Genomic DNA, 17,597 nt, shown 5'->3' with positions numbered 1-17,597 from the left:
TCCGGGAACACCGAGCTCACCCCTGACCCCGCAGGCTCCGGGGGAAACTCACGGCCGGCGCGCGGCACCCATCGCCCTGGCGAAGTCCACGGGGTCACCCTCGAAACCACGGACGCCGGGGCGGAAGCCCCAGGGACCGGAGCCGTCCCGGACGAACTCCGCGACCGTCGCCGCCGTGGCCCCCAGAACACCCCCGAAGTCGTCCTCGGCCAGGACGGTGTACCCCTCGCGGATACGCAGCCCGGGGTTCACCACACTGACGAATGTGCGCTCCGCCGGGCGCTGCTGGATGACGACACCGACCACCACGCGCGCGTACCGGCCGTCGAGCCGGTCGAGTTCCAGCGTCATGACCTCGTCGTAGCCGAAGCCCTGGCCGTCCTTGCTGTCCCGGTTGAGATAGATGGTGCCGTCGGGGGAGCGGCTGTCGAAGTGCACCACATAGGCGGGATCGCCGTACGGATCGTCCGCCGGATAGGTCGCCGCGACGAGGTCCAGGTCGGTGGACGGCTGCCCCGCCGGACTGGGATCCCACCGCACCGCGATCTCGACCTTGCGAAGCCCCTTGTTGAGCCCGTCCACCGGCGTCCCCTTCCCCGTACCGACCGCCCGTTCACCTCAACTGCCGGGCAGTCATGACTGTTTGTCCATCCTGCCACGCGTGCGGGTGCGCGCGCCGGAGAGCGGTCCAGCCGAGAGTGACCGGCGCCACGCTCCGTGGCCTTACCATGGCGCGGTGCTGGTCAAGTGGATTCGCTGCACCGTGGTGGACCGCCGCGGTTTCGAGCGGGGGCAGCGGAAGTGGGCGGGGCTTCTGGGGGAGCCGGGGTTTCGGGGACAGGGGGGTGGCTGGAGCCGGGGGCGGCCGGACGTGGCGCACGTCTTCGCGTTCTGGGAGAGCCGCGCCTTCTACGACTCCTTCATGGCGCGATCTCACGACCGGCTCGCGTCGGCCCAGTCGGGCACGTTCAAAGATGCCCAGGTAAGGCTCTTCGACTACCGCTTCGATGTGAAGACCGGCTTCGAACCGCGTTTCGCGGACGCCGACCTGCTGCGCGTGGCGCTCTGCCGTGTCCGCGAGGAGCGGGTCGAGCACTTCGTGCTGATGCAGGAGAAGGTCTGGAACCCGGCGATGGCCGGCTCGCCCGGCATGGTGCGCGGACTGTTCGGCGAGGCGCCCGGGAACGAGTTCATGGTGCTGTCGATGTGGCGGTCGGCCGCCGAGCACGGCAAGTACCGCGCCGAGCGCGTGGAGCGGCTCGCCCTGCGGGCCCAGACGGAGGCGGACGTGGCGGCGCTCACCGGGGACGTCGTGGACATGGAGCCGAGCTGGACGGTCTGATTTCCGGGTGGGTCGGACAGGCCGGAACCGATTGATTCCGGGCGGACAGGCGTGCGACCTGTGTGATCTGTGGTGCAGGATGTGTGTGACCTACGCTGTATGGGCGTGGTACGGGTGCTCGACGGGCCCTCACCCGATCTAGGGTTTCGGCATGGCACGACCACGGCGCATCGTCCTTGTCCGGCACGGCGAGTCAACGGGCAATGTTGATGACTCCGTGTACGAGCGTGAACCCGACCACGCCCTGGCGCTGACCGAGCGGGGCCGGCGGCAGGCGGAGGCGACGGGCGAGCAACTGCGCGAGCTGTTCGGCGGCGAGCGCGTCAGCGTGTACGTCTCCCCGTACCGCCGCACGCACGAGACGCTGCGCGCCTTCCGCCTCGACCCCGGGCTCATACGGGTACGCGAGGAACCCCGACTGCGTGAGCAGGACTGGGGCAACTGGCAGGACCGGGACGAGGTGCGCCTCCAGAAGACCTACCGTGACGCGTACGGCCACTTCTTCTACCGGTTCGCCCAGGGCGAGTCCGGTGCCGACGTCTACGACCGGGTCGGCGGCTTCCTGGAGAGCCTGTTCCGCAGCTTCGAGGACCCCGACCATCCGCCGAACGTCCTGATCGTCACCCACGGTCTGGCCATGCGGCTGTTCTGCATGCGGTGGTTCCACTGGACGGTCGCTGAGTTCGAGTCGCTGGCGAACCCGGGGAACGGCGAGGTGCGGATGCTCGTTCTGGGAGACGACGGCAAGTACACGCTTGACCGGCAGTTCGACCGCTGGCGAGATCCCGAGCCCTACGGGATCACCGGATAGAGTGGGCAGGGCGATGACCGCTGATTCCTCCCCTGACGGGCGCCTGGACCGCGCCCTGGCCAGCCTGCGCGGACTGTCTGTCGGAGACGCCCTGGGCTCCCAGTACTTCGTGCCGGTGAACTACCCGCTGCTGAAGCGCCGCGAGGTGCCGTCCGGGTCGTGGCAGTGGACTGACGACACGGAGATGGCCGCCTCTGTCGTCGCCGTCCTGGTCGCTCACCGCCGCATCGACCAGGACGCCCTGGCGCGCTCCTTCGCCGCGCACCACGATTTCGACCGGGGCTACGGTCCTGCGGTCAACCGCCTGCTGCGGCTCGTCCGGGAGGGGGGCGACTGGCGTGAACTCGCCGCCGCGCTCTTCAACGGACAGGGTTCCTGGGGCAACGGCGCAGCGATGCGGATCGCCCCGCTGGGTGCCTGGTACGCGGACGATCCGGAGCAGGCGACCCACCAGGCGGAGATCTCGGCCTACACGACCCACCAGCATCGCGAGGCCGTCGTCGGTGCCATGGCCGTCTCCGCGGCCGCCGCGTTCGCCGCCGCCCCCGGCGGGCCGCCCGGTGCCGGGGCCCTCCTCGACGGGGTCATCGACCTGGTGCCGAAGAGGAGCGCGGTCGGCGCGGGGCTGCGTCGGGCCCGGGACATGCTCGACTACGGCGACCCGGCCACGGTCGCGGCGGTACTGGGGTGCGGACGGCGGACGACCGCCCACGACACCGTGCCCTTCGCCCTCTGGTCGGCCGCGCGCAGCCTCGGTGACTACCAGCAGGCGTTCTGGACGACCGCCCAGGCCGGCGGGGACGTCGACACCAACTGCGCCATCGTGGGTGGCGTGATCGCCTCGGGGAAGGCGGGGGCGCCACCCGCCGAGTGGGTGGAGCGCACGGAGCCGCTGCCGGACTGGGTGCCCGCGTCGGCCTAGCGGTCAGAAGTCTCCCGCGTCGGTCCAGCGGACGGAACTCTCGCGCGTCGGTCTGAGCGATCAGAACTCTCCCGCATCGGCCCAGGGAACAGAACTCTCCGTGTCTCTCGGGAACTCTCCGTGACCGGCTGCTCGTTGTAATGACATCCGCTGTGCGAGCCATGAGGCCGCACACGCTGGAGATACGTGCAGGGAGCCGAAGGGAGGTGATCATGGAGGTCCTGCTCGCTGTTCTGATCCGCTGGTGGGACACATGCGTACGTCGCGTGGGACATGTGCGGATGACCGGACCGCTGCCCTCGCCGTCCGGCCCCCGGACACGGTCCGGCCATCCGCTGCCGGCGGCGGACCGACTCGACAGCCGACGGCAGGCCTGCTTCAAGCCCGCCGACGAGCCGCCGAAGTCGTCTCACGATGCCTTTGCGTCAGCCCAGCCCCGGCCCGGCCGAGCCGGAGAGCGCCTCCAGGTCGCTCTTGCGGACCCGGATCACCAACCAGGCGGTGGCCAGGGCGAGGACAGCCATGGCCGCGGCCGGGACGAAGGCAGCGGAGATGCCCTGGGCCAGCACCTCGTGTCCCCACGGCGCGGGCAGCTGATGTGTCGTGGCGAATTCCGCCTTCTGCTCCGCGGACCCTTCGGCCATGAACTGCGGAAGCTGCTTCTCCGCCTCGTCCCTGGTCGCCGTGCCGAAGACCGTCGTCAGGATGGACAGCCCCAGCGATCCGCCGACCTGCTGCGTGGTGTTGAGCAGCCCGGACGCGGCGCCGGCCTCGTGCTGGGCGACACCGGAGACGGCGGTGAGCGTGAGTGTCACGAAGTTCAGCCCCATGCCGAAGCCGAACACCAGCATCGGACCGAGAACGCCGCCGACGTACGAGCTGCCGGAGCTGATGAGCGCCTGCCAGGCCAGGCCGATCGCCGCGAGCGCCGAGCCCAGGAGCATGAACGGCTTGGGGCCCAACACCGGCAGGAACCGCTGCGACAGACCCGCGCCGAGCGCGATCACGACCGTCACGGGCAGGAAGGCGAGCCCCGCCTCGATCGGGCTGTAGCCGAGCACGTTCTGCACGAACAGCACGATGTAGAAGAACATGCCGAACATCGCCGCCGCGAGGCTCAGCATGATCACGTACGTGCCCGAGCGGTTCCGGTCGGTGAACATCCGCAGCGGGGTGATCGGCTCCTTGGCCCGGGACTCGAGGACCCCGAAGGCCAGCAGCAGGACCACCGCGGCGGCGAAGGACCCGATGGTCAGGCTGTCCCGCCAGCCCTCGTCCGCCGCCCGGATGAAGCCGTAGACGAGGGATGCCATGCCCGCGGTGGAGGTCACCGCGCCCGCTATGTCGAAGCGGCCGGTGTGCCGTTCGGACTCGCCGATGTAGAGCGGAGTGAGCACGGCGATCAACACGCCGATCGGCACGTTCACGAAGAGCACCCAGCGCCAGTCGAGCCACTCGGTGAGCATGCCGCCCGCGAGCAGGCCGATGGCGCTACCACCCGCGGACACCGCGGCGAAGACACCGAAGGCCCGGTTGCGCTCCGGGCCCTCGGGGAACGTGGTGGTGATGAGCGCCAGCGCGGTGGGCGACGCGATCGCGCCTCCCACGCCTTGGAGGACCCTCGCGGCCAGCAACTGCCACGGCTCCTGGGCCAGCCCGCCGAGCAGAGAGGCGAAGGTGAACAGCAGGATGCCGGTCATGAACACCCGGCGGCGCCCGAGGATGTCACCGGCGCGGCCGCCGAGGAGCAGCAGACCGCCGAAGGTGAGTGTGTAGGAGCTGACGACCCAGGTGAGGTCGGTGGTGCTGAACTTGAGTGCGTCTTGAATGTGCGGGAGCGCGATGTTCACAATCGTCGCGTCGAGTACCACCATGAGTTGGCAGGCCGCGATGACGGTGAGCGCGATGCCGGGGCGTCCCTCCCGGCGTGCCGCACCTGGCTTCTGGTCCTTGAGTAATGGAGAGGTTGTCACTATGGGTCCCCCACGAGTGCGTTAGTGAACGCTCGCGTTCACTGTCGCGTCAACGGTAGTGAGTCCCCGACAGTGAACGCAAGCGTTCACTTGTGGCGTCGTCGTGCGGCACGTCCCCCTTTGCTGCCGTCCGGCACGTTCCCCGCCCCCAAAATCCCCGCTTCCTCTGCTCGTTGGAGAGAGTTCGATGGTTACCCCGAGCTGGGCGGACGCCCCCGCTCAGACGGCCGCCCGCCGCCGCGGCGCCGTGCTCGAACGCGCGATCCTCGACGCCGCGCTGGATCAACTCAGCACCGTCGGCTGGAACGGCCTGACGATGGAAGGCGTCGCCGCCGGCGCCCAGACGGGAAAGGCCGCCGTCTACAGGCGCTGGCCGTCCAAGGAGGACCTCGTCGCCGACGCCCTGCGCTCCGGAATGCCGCCCTTCGGTGCGGTACCGGACGAGGGCAGCGTGCGCGAGGACCTCTTGGCGCTGTGCCGGCGAGTCCGTGACGCGATGTTCTCCCGTCCGGGTTTCGCGCTTCGCTCGGTGATTCACGAATGCGACACGACGCAGGCCGAGCGCTTTCATGCCGTGATCTTCGACGGGGTCGTGGAGCCCACGATCAAGGCGCTGCGGGAGGTCATCGAGCGCGGAATCAAGCGCGGCGAGGTGCGTACCGACGCTGCGAACGGATACGTCTTCGATGCCATCCCGGCGATGATGATGTACCGCTCCAAGATGTGCGGCTGCGAATGGAGGGACCAGGAAATCGAGGAGATGATCGGCCAGTTGATGGTTCCGCTGCTGCGGTCGAGCGGCGCCTGACAGGGGCCGGCGAGGGTCGTGACACCGCCGGGGCCGACCGGGGTGTCGCGGGCGGTTCCGGGCGGCGTAACCTAGGGTCGCCATGCCGTACGAACCGCCTACTCACACCGTCGAGCGCTCCCTTCGAGCCACGACCGGAGCGAAGATCGTTGCAGGTGTCGACGAGGTGGGGCGCGGCGCCTGGGCCGGTCCCGTCACCGTCTGCGCGGCGATCACCGGACTCCGCCGGCCGCCCGAGGGTCTCACCGACTCGAAGCTGCTCACCATCAAGCGACGCACCGAACTCGCCCAGGAACTGCGGAAGTGGGTGACGTCGTACGCCTTGGGACACGCCTCCCCGGAGGAGATAGACGACCTGGGGATGACGGCCGCGCTGCGGCTCGCCGCGGGCCGTGCCCTGGACTCCCTGCCGGTCCGCCCCGACGCCGTCATCCTCGACGGGAAGCACGACTACCTCGGTGCGCCCTGGCGGGTCCGTACGGTGATCAAGGGCGACCAGTCGTGCGTGGCGGTGGCGGCGGCCTCGGTGATCGCCAAGGTTCAGCGCGACAAAATGATGGCCGAACTGGGTATCGACCATGCAGACTTCGGTTTTGCGGACAACGCCGGGTATCCCTCACCCGTGCACAAGACCGCACTGGCGGAGCGGGGCCCCACCCCCTACCACCGGTTGTCGTGGGCGTATCTTGATGCGCTGCCCCAGTGGCGGCACCTCAAGAAGGTCCGCAGCTGTACGGACGGAAGCGTTCCGGAAATCGAGGGTCAGCTCGGCTTCGATTTCTGATGGTTTCGTTCGCACGCATGCGCCACCCGCCGAAGCGGGCCGTACCAACGTTTGATAAATATCAACCCATGCCTCTCATTCCCGAGGAGCCTCAGATTCACGAGAGTGCCCAGGGTCCCCGCGCCACTCCGGCCAGCGGCCGCACCGCGCCGACCCCTCGCCCCGTACCCGGCCCCCGTCCCGCGGCTCCGTCGCGTCCCGGGCGTCCCGGTCCTCTTCGGCCCGCGCCGCCGGTTCAGCGCACGCCGCGTGACGCGGCCGCCAAGCCCGGCCCGTCGGGTCCCGCAGCCGGTGCCGCCGCTCCGGCCGCGCCGCAGATCCAGCTGATCCCGGCTTCAGCCGAAGGCGCGCTCGACGCCGCCGAGGAGGCCGTGGACCTGCTCCTGGAGTCCGGCCGCGCCCCCGGCGACGTCCTGGTGGTCACGACCGGCGAACAGCACCCGTGGGCCGCCCACGAGCTGTCCTTCGGCGAGACCTCCTACTGGGCCCAGCACGACGCCGGTGACGACGTCTTCTATACGGACGCCACCGTCGCCGGCCGCGCCGCGTCTCGTCCGGTGATCGTGGTCGCCGTCAACGGCGGTGCCGAGGCCGCAGCCGCGAGTGCCCTGTCCCTGGCTCACTCCCGGGCCACCGCCCTGCTGATCGTCTGCGGTGATCCGCAGCGGATCAACTCGGTGCTGGGCACGAGCGTCTGAGTTGGTGCCGCGGCGTCCGGTCGGGCGCCGGGGGCTGACTTCAGGCGCCGCTCCGGCGGCTCCGCACGGCGGCTGGTTCGGCGTGCCCGGAGGGCTGAACGGCGGGGCGGCGTACGGGTCTTGCCCGGGTGGCCTCAGCGCTGTCCGGGGGCTCGCTCCGACCGTCGGTCACAGGAACCGTGGTGTGCCGTGCGCCGGCGCTCGGCCCGAGTCCGTGCGGAACGGTCTGCCCGGGGCCTCAGCGTGCCGCCGCAGCGCGGCGCAGCACCTCGGATGCGGCGCCACCGGTGCGCGGCAGCGGCGGCGGTGCCTCCGACGTGGCGAACGGCTCCGGTGCCGAGGCCGAGTGGGGGCGGCGTCCGCCGCGGCCCTCGCCGAGCACCTGCCAGCCGTCACGGGTCAGCGTGATGTACGCCCCGCAGCGCAGCCCGTGCAGGGTGCAGGCGTCGCGCAGTCCCCACATCCACGCGCCGTCCTCCTCCGTCCAACGCGCGTCGCCCTCACGGCAGTAGAGCAGCACGGCGGTGCGCACCGGTGTGCGGCGCCGCAGATCGTGCGGGATGATCCGGCGCAGCTGCGCCAGCAGCACGTTGCGGAACATCCAGCCGTCGGCCGGGGCCGGTCGGCGGACGAACGAGGCGCTCGCCCGCAGCCGCTCGTCCGGGTCGAGCACGGCGATGACAGCGGTCGCCGGCTGCGGGTGGTGCCGGGCGTGCAGTCCGCTGACGACTTCACGGGGGTTGCGGAGCAGCGGGATCCCGGCGGCGGCCCATTCCGCGGGTTCGAGCAAGCGGTTGGCGGAAGCGGCGGACGTCGACGCCGCTGCCGAGGCCGGAGCGAATCCGAAGGTCACGGTCCTCCCTTCGGCTACGCGCCCACACTGCGGGCGGGGTCGGATTCTGGGAGCGCGCACCGCAGCGAAGCCCTACCGGACCGGCGGTCGTGCCGTGCGGGAGCGGACCTCAATTCTTCCTGTCGAACTTGAATGCGGCAACGAGCAATTGGGGCAGCCGACCGTTATCAGATGATGCGCGGCTAATATCCCCACCCTGTGCGTCGCCGGGCCACCCATGGGGCGTTCGAGCACGACACGTTCGTACGCCACGGGGGTGCATGGCGTCCAGAGGTGTGCGCGACCAGGCAGGTGGCGGTGCCCGGGCAGAGCGCCGATGCCCGGCCAGGGTGCGGCGGCCGTGGTTCTCGACGCGCGGTCAGCCCTGCACGGCCAGCACCAGCGGCAACACCCCCTGCGCACCGGAGCGTCGGAGCATGCGGGCCGCGGCCGCGAGGGTCCAGCCGGTCTCCGTGTAGTCGTCCACGAGGAGGACCGGGCCCTGGGCCTCGGCAAGGGCGGACGCGAGGGCGGGCGGCACGGTCAGTGCCCCGTCGAGCGTCTTCAGCCGCTGCGCGCTGTTGCTCCGGGGCCCCGGGTGCACGTCGCCCGTGTACTCGACGGCCCCCAGCAGCGGCAGCCGACCGACCTCCGCGATACGTGCTCCCAGGGAGTGGATCAGCCGGGGCCGTGCGCGCGAGGCGACGGTGACGACGCCCACCGGGCGGGGCTGCGGGTCCGACGCACCCGGGGCCCAGCCGCCGGGTCCCCTGGCCCAGTCGGCCAGCACGCCCACCACGGCCTTCGCCACGTCGTCCGGCACGGGTCCGTCGGGGGCCTGGGCCGCGAGCATGGGCCGCAGCCGGTTGCCCCAGCCGATGTCCGACAGGCGCCCCAACGCACGACCCGGCGCGGCCTGTTCGCCGGCCGGGATACGTCCCTTGAGGTCCACTCCGATCGCCGGCAGCCCGGTCGGCCACATCCGGCGGGGCTCCACCTCGACACCCGCCCGCCCCAGATCCACGCGCGCCGCGTCGAGCGCCTCCTCGGACATGTCCGCGGTGAAGCGCGGGCCCGCGCAGTTGTCGCATCGACCGCACGGCTTGGCGGCCTCGTCGTCCAGCTGGCGCTGCAAGAACTCCATCCGGCAGTCCGTCGTCGACGCGTACTCGCGCATCGCCTGCTGCTCGGCCTTCCGCTGACGCGCCACCCACGCGTACCGCTCGGCGTCGTACGTCCACGGCTGCCCGGTCGCGATCCAGCCTCCCTTGACCCGCTTGACCGCCCCGTCCACGTCGAGGACCTTGAGCATGGACTCCAGGCGGGAGCGGCGCAGCTCCACCAGGGGCTCCAGGGCGGGCAGCGAGAGGGGCTTCTCCGCGTGCGCGAGGATGTCGAGCGTGCGGCGCACCAGCTCTTCCGTGGGGAAGGCCAGCGACGCGAAGTACTCCCAGATCGCCTCGTCCTCCTTCCCGGGGAGCAGGAGCACCTCGGCGTGCTCCACACCGCGTCCCGCGCGGCCCACCTGCTGGTAGTAGGCGATGGGGGAGGAGGGTGACCCGAGGTGGACCACGAAGCCCAGATCGGGCTTGTCGAAGCCCATACCGAGCGCGGAGGTGGCGACCAGCGCCTTCACCTTGTTGGCGAGCAGATCCTCCTCGGCCTGCTGACGGTCGGCGTTCTCCGTCTTGCCCGTGTACGAGGCGACCGTGTGCCCGCGCTGCCGGAGGAAGGCGGTGACCTCCTCGGCGGCGGCCACGGTGAGCGTGTAGATGATCCCGGAACCCGGCAGTTCGTCGAGGTGTTCGGCGAGCCAGGCCATCCGGTGCGCGGCGTCCGACAGCCGTAGCACGCTCAGACTCAGGCTGTCCCGGTCCAGCGGACCCCGCAGCACGAGGGCGTCCGAACTGCCGCCGGTGCCGAGCTGTTCCGCGACGTCGGCGGTCACGCGCGCGTTGGCGGTGGCGGTGGTCGCGAGCACCGGCACACCGGGAGGGAGGTCGGCGAGCATCGTGCGCAGGCGGCGGTAGTCCGGCCGGAAGTCGTGGCCCCAGTCGGAGATGCAGTGCGCCTCGTCCACCACCAGCAGCCCGGTGGCGGCCGCGAGCCGGGGCAGCACCTGATCCCGGAAGTCCGGGTTGTTGAGCCGCTCGGGACTCACCAGCAGGACGTCGACCTCACCCGCGGCGATCTCGTCCTGAACGGCCTCCCACTCCTCGGTGTTGGAGGAGTTGATGGTCCGGGCGTGGATGCCGGCCCGGGCCGCCGCCTCGACCTGGTTCCGCATGAGCGCGAGCAGCGGGGACACGATCACGGTCGGACCGCTGCCCTGGGCCCGCAACAGCGAGGTCGCCACGAAGTAGACCGCGGACTTGCCCCAGCCCGTGCGCTGGACGACAAGGGCGCGCCGTCTGTCGGCGACCAGTGCCTCGATCGCCCGCCACTGGTCCTCGCGCAGCCGGGCCGTTCCCGAGACGTCCCCGACGAGACGGGCGAGGACCGCGTCGGCCGCCGCCCGGAGATCCGCGTTGCTCGTGTGCTCCATGCGTTCCATACAACAGGACGGCACTGACAGCGCGAGCGGTGCACGAGGTAATCAGGCACCTCGCAGTCTTGAGTGACGTGTCCCTGATCGAAGTTATCCACAGGGTCAAGCGGAGCTTCGGATTCCGCGAGATCGTCTTCGCATGACGAACCACAGCGAAACGACTGGATCCTCCGAAAACGGCGACATCGGCGGGCCCGACGCGCACGGCATGCACAAGGACGGTGGACAGGACCTGCGGGGGAGCGCCGGGACCGGGCCGCACGTCCCCAGTCCCGCCTATGACGGCCATGGCGGCGAACATCAGGTCACCCTGCGCACCCCGGCCGAGCTGGCCGACGCCCTGCCGTATCTGCTCGGATACCGCCCCGAGGACAGCATCGTCCTGGTCGCCCTGCACGACAGGGACGGACGCGGGCGGTTCGGCGGCCGGGCCCGGCTCGGCATCCCGGCGAACGCGGACGACTGGCCGTCAGCGGCCCGGCAACTGGCCCACGGCCTGGTGACAGGCAGCGAGCGCCGAGGGGCCCGGCCCGATTCGATGGTCGCGTTCCTCTGCCAGGAACCGGAGAAGGGCGAGTCCGGCCGACAGGTCATGGAGCGGCTGAGGCCGCTGGCCCACAAGCTGCGCGTGGAGTGCGGTTCCCTGGACGTGACGGTGGTCGAGGCCCTGTGCATCTCCGACGGCCGTTACTGGTCGTACTGCTGTGACAACCCGGCATGCTGCCCGCCCGAGGGAGCCCTCATGGGCCTGCCCGGCACATCGGTGCTGGCGGCTGCTGCCACCTACGCGGGGATTCAGGTGCGCGGCACCCTGCGAGAGCTGCGGGCCCGGCTGCTCCCCTGGGAGAACGCCGCCGCTCTCGAGCAGGAGACCGCCCTGGACGCCGCCAGCCTGGCGCTGGTCCCGAGGATCCTGGACGATGCCGGCCGAGCCGAGGTGGCCGACGAGACACTGGAACTGGCCGGGCGGATCCTGGACCGCTTCGCCGGGGCGCAGCCCGTCTCCGGCATGCTCCTGGCGGATCTCCGGGACGACGAACTACTCGGGCACGACGAGGCAGCGCGGTTGATCCTCGGCCTCCAGGACCGCGCGACCCGTGACCGCGCGGCCGAGTGGATGGAGGGTGACGAGGCCGGACAGGCCCTTCGCCTCTGGCGGTCGCTGGCCCGCCGCTGCGTCGGACCCTACGGCGAGCACGCCGCTGCGCCGCTCACTCTCGCCGGATGGGTCGCATGGTCCACCGGCGACGAACTGGAGGCCCGGGAAGCCCTCGCCATGGCCCTGAGCGCGGATCCCGACTACCTCTTCGCGCGTCTCCTGCACCAGGCCTGCAATGAGGGCCTGGACCCGGAGTCGATCCGCAGCTGCCTGCGTGCGGAGCGCGAAGGTCATGGGCGCCCGGGAGCTGTCGGCTCGGCCGTTCGGGCCGACGGCTTGGATGCTCGGGCGAGCGGCTCCCTGGCTCGGACGGAAGAGTGTGTCGAGCGGGTGGGCGGCTCCCTGGCTCCGGCGGACGACTGCGTCGAGCGAATGGGCGGTTTCCTTGGTGGGGCGGAGGATTGCGTCGAGCCGGCGGACAGCTCCCAGGCCAGGGAAGATGACTCCGCCGGGCGGGCGGACAGCTCCGTCGCGCAGAAGGACAGCTCCCCGGCTCGGCCGGACGCCGAGGGGGTCGCCCCGGACGAGCCAGCCGTGCCCGAGTGCGAGCCGGAGCCCGCGCCCGCGTCCACAGTGGTGCCCTCGCGTCGCCCACGCCGTACCCGTTCCGCAGGTGCCGTCGGCACGGCCCGGAGCGGTGCCCGCGCGGGAGACCGTGCCCCAAGCGCCCGGGCTTCCCGTCGGCGTACTTCGACGGGCACCGCGCGCCCTGCCGGTGCCGAAGAAGCCGGCACGCGCGTCGGGCGAGCGGCCGTGGGTACCGCGCGGTCAGGCAGCGTACGCACGGGCGGCACGCGTGCGCGTGCGTCGCGGCAGGCGGCCATGCCGTGCCAGGGCGCGGGCCAGGAAGGCGTACAGCCCGGGCAGAGCACGGAGGGGGAGGAGTGAGTGTCCTCCTGGTGGCCTCGGCGCGCCCGGGGCGGGAACGCGGGCGTGACCCGCAGGAGGGTCACGCCGTTCACCTGAGTGGCGGAACGCCTGGACGGGGTGTGACGCCGCACTGCCCCGGCCCCGTCGGAGCCCTCCGGTACCGGCGCCGAACCCGATCGAGGCGCACAGAGCTCAGAGGAAGCCTCTCCATGCATCAGCCGACTCCGCCCTCCCCCGCCGCCGACGACCGCCACGCCCCGGGCGGGCCCCCGCCGCCCCGCGCGTCGAGCCCCGGCCTGCCCGGGGCCGGGACTCTGCGGTCGGGGGACCAAGACGCCCCTCCGCGGCCGGCGGCACGTGTCGACGGAGTCGGGCCCAGGCTCCCCGGAGGTGCCTCACCAGCCTCGCTCCCCACCGGCCCGGGCTCGTGTCCGCCCTCGACACCGGACCGGGGCCGTTCGTCCCCCCACAGGGCGAGCCAGAATCGTCGTCCTGGTGCCGCCTCGGGGGACGGTTCGCCCCTGCCGCCCTTGCCTCAGAGCCGACTCCCGTCCTCCGCGGGGCAGCCCGCCGGGCCTCCCCGGGGCGCCACGACCCCCGGCCTGCGCTGGTCTGCCGACCTGCCGCCCGCCCACACCATGATGATCTGTGTCGCGCTTCCCGGTCTGGCCATCTCGACGGAGGGAGGGCAGATGACCGGCCGGGGGCTGGAAGGCTTCTATCGTGCCGGCCGGCGCGTGCTCTCCCGGTGCGCGATCCGCGTGGCCGGGCGGGAACCGCTCGCCGTGCAGGCCCGCATGGCTGCAGCCGACCGCGCCAGGTTCGTGGGCACGCTCCGCACGTCGCCGCAGGCAGGCCCGGATCCGGACGTGGTCGTGGAACGCAACCGTCTCGCGGACGGCACGGAGCGGATCACCCTGCACAGCGCGGCACCCCGCCCGCTGCGTCTGCCGGTCGAGGTGTCCCTGGGCACGGACCTCGCCGACCTCGGGTCGATCGCCTCGGGCCGCGCCGGACCCGAACTCCCCGCCGGCGTCCACGACTCCGGCCTGCGCTGGTCCTGCGCCACCGGCAACGCGTCCGTCACGGCCGCGCCGCCTCCCTCGGACGCCCTGGCCTCGGCCGGGCTGCTGCGGTGGGAGCTCGACCTGCCGCCGGGCGGCAGCACAAGCGTGGAGCTGCGGGTGCGATCGGACGGCGCCGGTCCCCTCCGAGCCGTGGGCCGCGCGGCGACCAGCCCTCTCGCCGCCGTGCGAGCCGAAGGGGACGACCCCAGAGTCCTCCCCCTCCTGAGGACGAGCATCGAGGACCTCCAGGCCCTCCTGCTGCGTGATTCCGCGAACCCCTCCGACACCCACCTCGCGGCCGGGGCACCCTGGCGCTGCGGTCTGGCCCCCGCCGACGCGCTCGTGGCCGCCCGGATGGCCCTGCCGCTCGGTACGGGCCTGGCAGCGGGGACGCTGCGGATCCTCGCCCGTACCCAACTGACCGGCCCGGGACCACAGTCCGGGATGATCCCCGGACCGAGACGGGACGCAGGCCCGCACCTTCCCCCGCAGTGCACCGGTACGGAGGCCACACTGCTCTTCCCCGCACTGCTCGCCGAGGCCCGCCGCTGGGGTCTCGGCGAGCAGGAGACGGAGGAACTGCTGCCCGCCGCCGAGCGCTGTCTGTCCTGGCTGCGAACCACCGTGGGCGACGACACGTACCTGAGCGACCCGCACCCCGGCGGTCCCGTCCGCTGCGAGACACAGGCCCACGCACACCGTGCAGGGCTCCTCGGCGCCGATCTGCTCGACGCCTGCGGCCGCTCGGGCGGACCGGCACTCCGGCAGTGGGCACAGGCCTTGAGAACCGACTTCCGCAGGGATTTCTGGGTCGACGACCTCGGGGGCGGTCGGCCGGCGGCAGCCCGTGCCCCGGACGGCAGGCCCATACCTCATCTGGGCGCGGCCGCCGTCCACCTCCTCGACACCGGCCTGCTGGGCGAGGGCGCCCAGGCACCCGGTCTGCTCGACAAAGTCCAGACCGAGAAGCTCGCCCGGCTGCTCGGCAGCCCTGTCATGGACTCGGGCTGGGGCCTGCGCGGACTGGGCGCGAAAGAACCGGGATTCAATCCGTTCGGCCACCGCGCCGGGGCCGTACGGGTCCAGGAGACCGCACTCGCCGTCGCGGGCCTGGCCGCCGCCGGCTACGAGAAGGAGGCGACCTCGCTGCTGCGCGGCGTACTCGCGGCCGCCGAGACCTTCGCCCACCGGCTGCCCGACATGTACGCGGGGGAACAGCGCACGGAGGGGAGCGCTCCTCTCCCGCACCCGGCGGCCTGTCGCCCGGCGGCCACATCGGCGGCCGCCGGAGTGCTGCTGCTGACCGCGCTCGTCGGCATCCGCCCCGACGCCCCGGCCGGGACGGTCACCCTGCACCCCATGCGCAGCGCGCCTCTGGGCGAGATCGGCTTCACGGGACTGCGGATCGCGAACGCCCCGTTCTCCGTGCGCGTCAGTCGGCTCGGCCTCGCCATGGTCGAGGAAGCGGCCGACGGACTTCAACTGGGGGTGTGACCTGGTACGACGTTCAACCGCTGACAACCGGGCCGGAGAGTGAAGTCCATATCCGACCGAAGTGGATCAGTCGCCGATGCGACCGGCGAAGAGAGTGTTTATCGTCAGGCAGACGACTATGATCGCCGCATGCCCTACGACCCGTCAGCGTTTCCACCCTTTGCCGTCACCGTGGACCTGGTCGTGCTGACCGTGCGCCGCCATGCCCTGTGTGCGCTGGCTGTACGCAGGGGCGAACCGCCGTTCCAGGGGCGTTGGGCGCTCCCCGGCGGCTTCGTACGGGCCGACGAGGACCTGGCGCAGGCCGCGGCACGCGAGCTGGCCGAGGAGACCGGGCTGCGCGTCCACGACCCGTCCGTCCCCGCCCAGGACAATGGGGCCCACCTGGAACAGCTCGCCACCTACGGCGACCCCAAGCGGGACCCCAGGATGCGGGTCGTCAGTGTCGCCCACCTCGCGCTCGCTCCCGACCTGCCCGCGCCCAGGGCAGGCGGCGACGCAAGCAACGCACGCTGGGCTCCCGTGGAGGAACTGTTGCAGCAGGGCGGCTACGGGCGTGACGCCGAGCCGGTCGCGCCGCTCGCGTTCGACCACGCGCAGATCCTGTCGGACGGTGTGGAGCGTGCTCGGTCCAAGATCGAGTACTCGTCGCTGGCCACAGCCTTCTGCCCGCCCGAGTTCACCGTCGGAGAGCTGCGCCGTGTCTACGAGGCGGTGTGGGGCGTGGCGCTCGACCCGCGCAACTTTCACCGCAAGGTCACGGGCACACCGGGCTTCCTCGTCCCCACCGGTGGGACGACCACCCGCCAGGGCGGCCGCCCGGCTCAGCTCTTCCGTGCCGGTGGTGCGACTCTGCTCAACCCTCCGATGCTGCGCCCCGAGGTGTGACGCCGGGTCCGGACCGCCACGCGCCCGCTGCCCGGACAAGAGCGATTGTGGTGCCCGAGGCAGGCCTCGCGCTGCCCGAAAAACCGGACATAGCGCGCTATCTTGCTGCGGGTGATCGAGGCCTTCGGACTGACCAGCAACCCCCGCAAAGAGCTTCCGCCCGCAGCCGACGACGTCTCCTTCGAGGCGCGAGCGGGCCGCGTCTCCGCGCTGCTCGGAGCACCGGGCGCAGGCAAGACGACAGTTCTCAGACTGATGCTGGACCTCCAACAGGGGCGTGGCATCACCTACTTCCGGGGCCGCCCCCTGCGCCGCATCGCCCACCCTTCGCGCGAGGTCGGTGTGCTGCTGGGCGACGTGCCGGGTCACCCGGCCCGCACGGTCCGCGGTCATCTGCGCATGCTGTGCGCCGCCGCAGGCGTTCCGGTCCGGCGCGCCGACGAAGTGCTCGAGGCGGTCGGGCTCGTGAGCCTGCGCGGCGAACGCCTCGGCACCCTCTCACGCGGCATGGACCGCCGCCTGGGCCTGGCCTGCGTCCTCCTGGCCGACCCGCACACGCTCGTCCTCGACGATCCCGCCGACGGGCTGTCCGCCCGCGAGAGCCACTGGCTGCACGGCATGCTGCGCGCACACGCCGCCCAGGGCGGCACGGTCCTGTTCACCACGGCCGACCCCAAGGAGGCCGCGCGCACCGCCGACCGCGTCGTCACGCTGGAACAGGGGAGGCTCGTGGCCGACCAGGAGGCCGCGGAGTTCGCACGCACCCGCCTGCGTCCCCGGGTCGCCGTACGCAGCCCGCACGCGGCCCGTCTGGCGGCTCTCCTGGCCAAGCAGGCCCGCACCGCACAGCGCTCCGTCGAGGTCGTACGAGAAGGCGGCAACCGCCTCTCCGTGTACGGCAGTACCTGCGCGGAGGTCGGCGAGACGGCGTTCCGCCACGGCATCGTCGTCCACCAACTCGCCGACGAGATCGGGGACATGGGCCCAGGGGCAGGGGCGGTGCGGGCAGCTGAGCCGCATGGCGGCCGTGACGCGGGCCTGGGCAAGGCTGGGCAGGCGGCGGGCGAGTCGCACAAGACCGACGCAGCGCGATCGTCCGCCGACACGCTCGAGCTCGTCGGCGTGGAGCCGGTGCGCGCGGGTGCCGAGCCCGGGCACGTCGCCGACGCGCACCGGGCGACCGTTGCGCCCCAGGTTTCCAGCGGTGAGCCGTACCCTGTCGTCGGGGCGTCGGAGTCGGCCCCGGTCGCCGGTGAGCCTGTGGCCGCCACGGTTGCGCCCCAGGTTTCCAGCGGTGAGCCGCACCCTGTCGTCGGGGCGTCGGAGTCGGCCCCGGTCGCCGGTGAGCCTGTGGCCGCCACGGTTGCGCCCCAGGTTTCCAGCGGTGAGCCGCACCCTGTC

General features: G+C 71.9%; 14 protein-coding genes. 10 read left to right on the top strand and 4 right to left on the bottom strand.

The features are described 5' to 3' along the window. Positions 1-48: 48 nt before the first annotated feature. Positions 49-582 carry a TerD family protein gene (locus ACZ6TU_RS34880; protein WP_467681030.1) on the bottom strand — a complete coding sequence of 178 codons (534 nt, stop codon included), beginning with the start codon at positions 580-582 and terminating at the stop codon, positions 49-51. Between the two features lie 154 nt (positions 583-736). Between ACZ6TU_RS34880 and ACZ6TU_RS34875 the strand changes: the two genes are divergently transcribed. The 3 genes from ACZ6TU_RS34875 to ACZ6TU_RS34865 all read left to right on the top strand — a co-directional run bounded on the left by ACZ6TU_RS34875 (position 737) and on the right by ACZ6TU_RS34865 (position 3,075). Next, positions 737-1,342, top strand: coding sequence for a YdbC family protein (locus ACZ6TU_RS34875; protein WP_469552879.1), 606 nt, complete (start codon positions 737-739; stop codon positions 1,340-1,342). Positions 1,343-1,493: 151 nt separating this feature from the next. Continuing rightward, positions 1,494-2,153, top strand: a complete 660-nt coding sequence (locus ACZ6TU_RS34870) for a histidine phosphatase family protein (RefSeq protein ID WP_467681026.1) — start codon at positions 1,494-1,496, stop codon at positions 2,151-2,153. Positions 2,154-2,166: 13 nt separating this feature from the next. After that, positions 2,167-3,075, top strand: coding sequence for an ADP-ribosylglycohydrolase family protein (locus ACZ6TU_RS34865; RefSeq protein WP_469552877.1), 909 nt, complete (start codon positions 2,167-2,169; stop codon positions 3,073-3,075). 425 nt (positions 3,076-3,500) lie between these two features. On the opposite strand, the gene ACZ6TU_RS34860 is transcribed toward ACZ6TU_RS34865, so the two are convergent. Further along, complete coding sequence (locus ACZ6TU_RS34860; RefSeq protein ID WP_467681022.1) at positions 3,501-5,048, bottom strand: MFS transporter; 1,548 nt, start codon at positions 5,046-5,048, stop codon at positions 3,501-3,503. Positions 5,049-5,235: 187 nt separating this feature from the next. Here ACZ6TU_RS34860 and ACZ6TU_RS34855 point away from each other — a divergent pair, with 187 nt between their 5' ends. The 3 genes from ACZ6TU_RS34855 (at position 5,236) to ACZ6TU_RS34845 (ending at position 7,338) form a co-directional block, all read left to right on the top strand. Then, positions 5,236-5,856, top strand: coding sequence for a TetR/AcrR family transcriptional regulator (locus tag ACZ6TU_RS34855; protein ID WP_467681020.1), 621 nt, complete (start codon positions 5,236-5,238; stop codon positions 5,854-5,856). A gap of 82 nt (positions 5,857-5,938) precedes the next feature. After that, positions 5,939-6,640 carry a ribonuclease HII gene (locus ACZ6TU_RS34850; RefSeq protein WP_467681018.1) on the top strand — a complete coding sequence of 234 codons (702 nt, stop codon included), beginning with the start codon at positions 5,939-5,941 and terminating at the stop codon, positions 6,638-6,640. Positions 6,641-6,708: 68 nt separating this feature from the next. Next, positions 6,709-7,338, top strand: a complete 630-nt coding sequence (locus ACZ6TU_RS34845) for a hypothetical protein (protein ID WP_467681016.1) — start codon at positions 6,709-6,711, stop codon at positions 7,336-7,338. Positions 7,339-7,576: 238 nt separating this feature from the next. On the opposite strand, the gene ACZ6TU_RS34840 is transcribed toward ACZ6TU_RS34845, so the two are convergent. Together ACZ6TU_RS34840 and ACZ6TU_RS34835 are read right to left on the bottom strand one after the other, a co-directional pair. After that, on the bottom strand, positions 7,577-8,191 hold the full coding sequence (locus ACZ6TU_RS34840; protein WP_467681014.1) for a hypothetical protein: 615 nt from the start codon (positions 8,189-8,191) through the stop codon (positions 7,577-7,579). A 358-nt stretch (positions 8,192-8,549) separates the two neighbouring features. Beyond that, positions 8,550-10,715 (bottom strand): RecQ family ATP-dependent DNA helicase, encoded by a 2,166-nt coding sequence (locus tag ACZ6TU_RS34835; RefSeq protein WP_467681012.1) that lies wholly within the window; start codon positions 10,713-10,715, stop codon positions 8,550-8,552. A 142-nt stretch (positions 10,716-10,857) separates the two neighbouring features. Between ACZ6TU_RS34835 and ACZ6TU_RS34830 the strand changes: the two genes are divergently transcribed. The 4 genes from ACZ6TU_RS34830 to ACZ6TU_RS34815 form a co-directional block, all read left to right on the top strand. Further along, on the top strand, positions 10,858-12,765 hold the full coding sequence (locus tag ACZ6TU_RS34830) for a DUF4192 domain-containing protein (RefSeq protein WP_467681010.1): 1,908 nt from the start codon (positions 10,858-10,860) through the stop codon (positions 12,763-12,765). Positions 12,766-13,385: 620 nt separating this feature from the next. After that, positions 13,386-15,308: a glycogen debranching N-terminal domain-containing protein gene (locus ACZ6TU_RS34825; protein WP_469552924.1), complete on the top strand. Its 1,923-nt coding sequence runs from the start codon at positions 13,386-13,388 to the stop codon at positions 15,306-15,308. A gap of 129 nt (positions 15,309-15,437) precedes the next feature. Then, complete coding sequence (locus tag ACZ6TU_RS34820) at positions 15,438-16,196, top strand: NUDIX hydrolase (protein WP_184989227.1); 759 nt, start codon at positions 15,438-15,440, stop codon at positions 16,194-16,196. A gap of 111 nt (positions 16,197-16,307) precedes the next feature. Then, the coding region (locus ACZ6TU_RS34815; protein ID WP_469552872.1) for an ABC transporter ATP-binding protein at positions 16,308-17,597 on the top strand (1,290 nt) is incomplete at its 3' end.

This window comes from Streptomyces sp. NPDC052064, assembly GCF_055585925.1.
This window is presented reverse-complemented; position numbering and strand designations above follow the sequence as displayed.

Excerpts from the sequence above, each read along its gene's own strand:
- ACZ6TU_RS34870 (WP_467681026.1), top strand. The coding sequence starts at position 1,494 with ATGGCACGACCACGGCGCATCGTCCTTGTCCGGCACGGCGAGTCAACG.
- ACZ6TU_RS34865 (WP_469552877.1), top strand. The coding sequence starts at position 2,167 with ATGACCGCTGATTCCTCCCCTGACGGGCGCCTGGACCGCGCCCTGGCC.
- ACZ6TU_RS34855 (WP_467681020.1), top strand. The coding sequence starts at position 5,236 with ATGGTTACCCCGAGCTGGGCGGACGCCCCCGCTCAGACGGCCGCCCGC.
- ACZ6TU_RS34850 (WP_467681018.1), top strand. The coding sequence starts at position 5,939 with ATGCCGTACGAACCGCCTACTCACACCGTCGAGCGCTCCCTTCGAGCC.
- ACZ6TU_RS34845 (WP_467681016.1), top strand. The coding sequence starts at position 6,709 with ATGCCTCTCATTCCCGAGGAGCCTCAGATTCACGAGAGTGCCCAGGGT.
- ACZ6TU_RS34835 (WP_467681012.1), bottom strand. The coding sequence starts at position 10,715 with ATGGAGCACACGAGCAACGCGGATCTCCGGGCGGCGGCCGACGCGGTC.
- ACZ6TU_RS34830 (WP_467681010.1), top strand. The coding sequence starts at position 10,858 with ATGACGAACCACAGCGAAACGACTGGATCCTCCGAAAACGGCGACATC.
- ACZ6TU_RS34825 (WP_469552924.1), top strand. The coding sequence starts at position 13,386 with ATGATGATCTGTGTCGCGCTTCCCGGTCTGGCCATCTCGACGGAGGGA.
- ACZ6TU_RS34820 (WP_184989227.1), top strand. The coding sequence starts at position 15,438 with ATGCCCTACGACCCGTCAGCGTTTCCACCCTTTGCCGTCACCGTGGAC.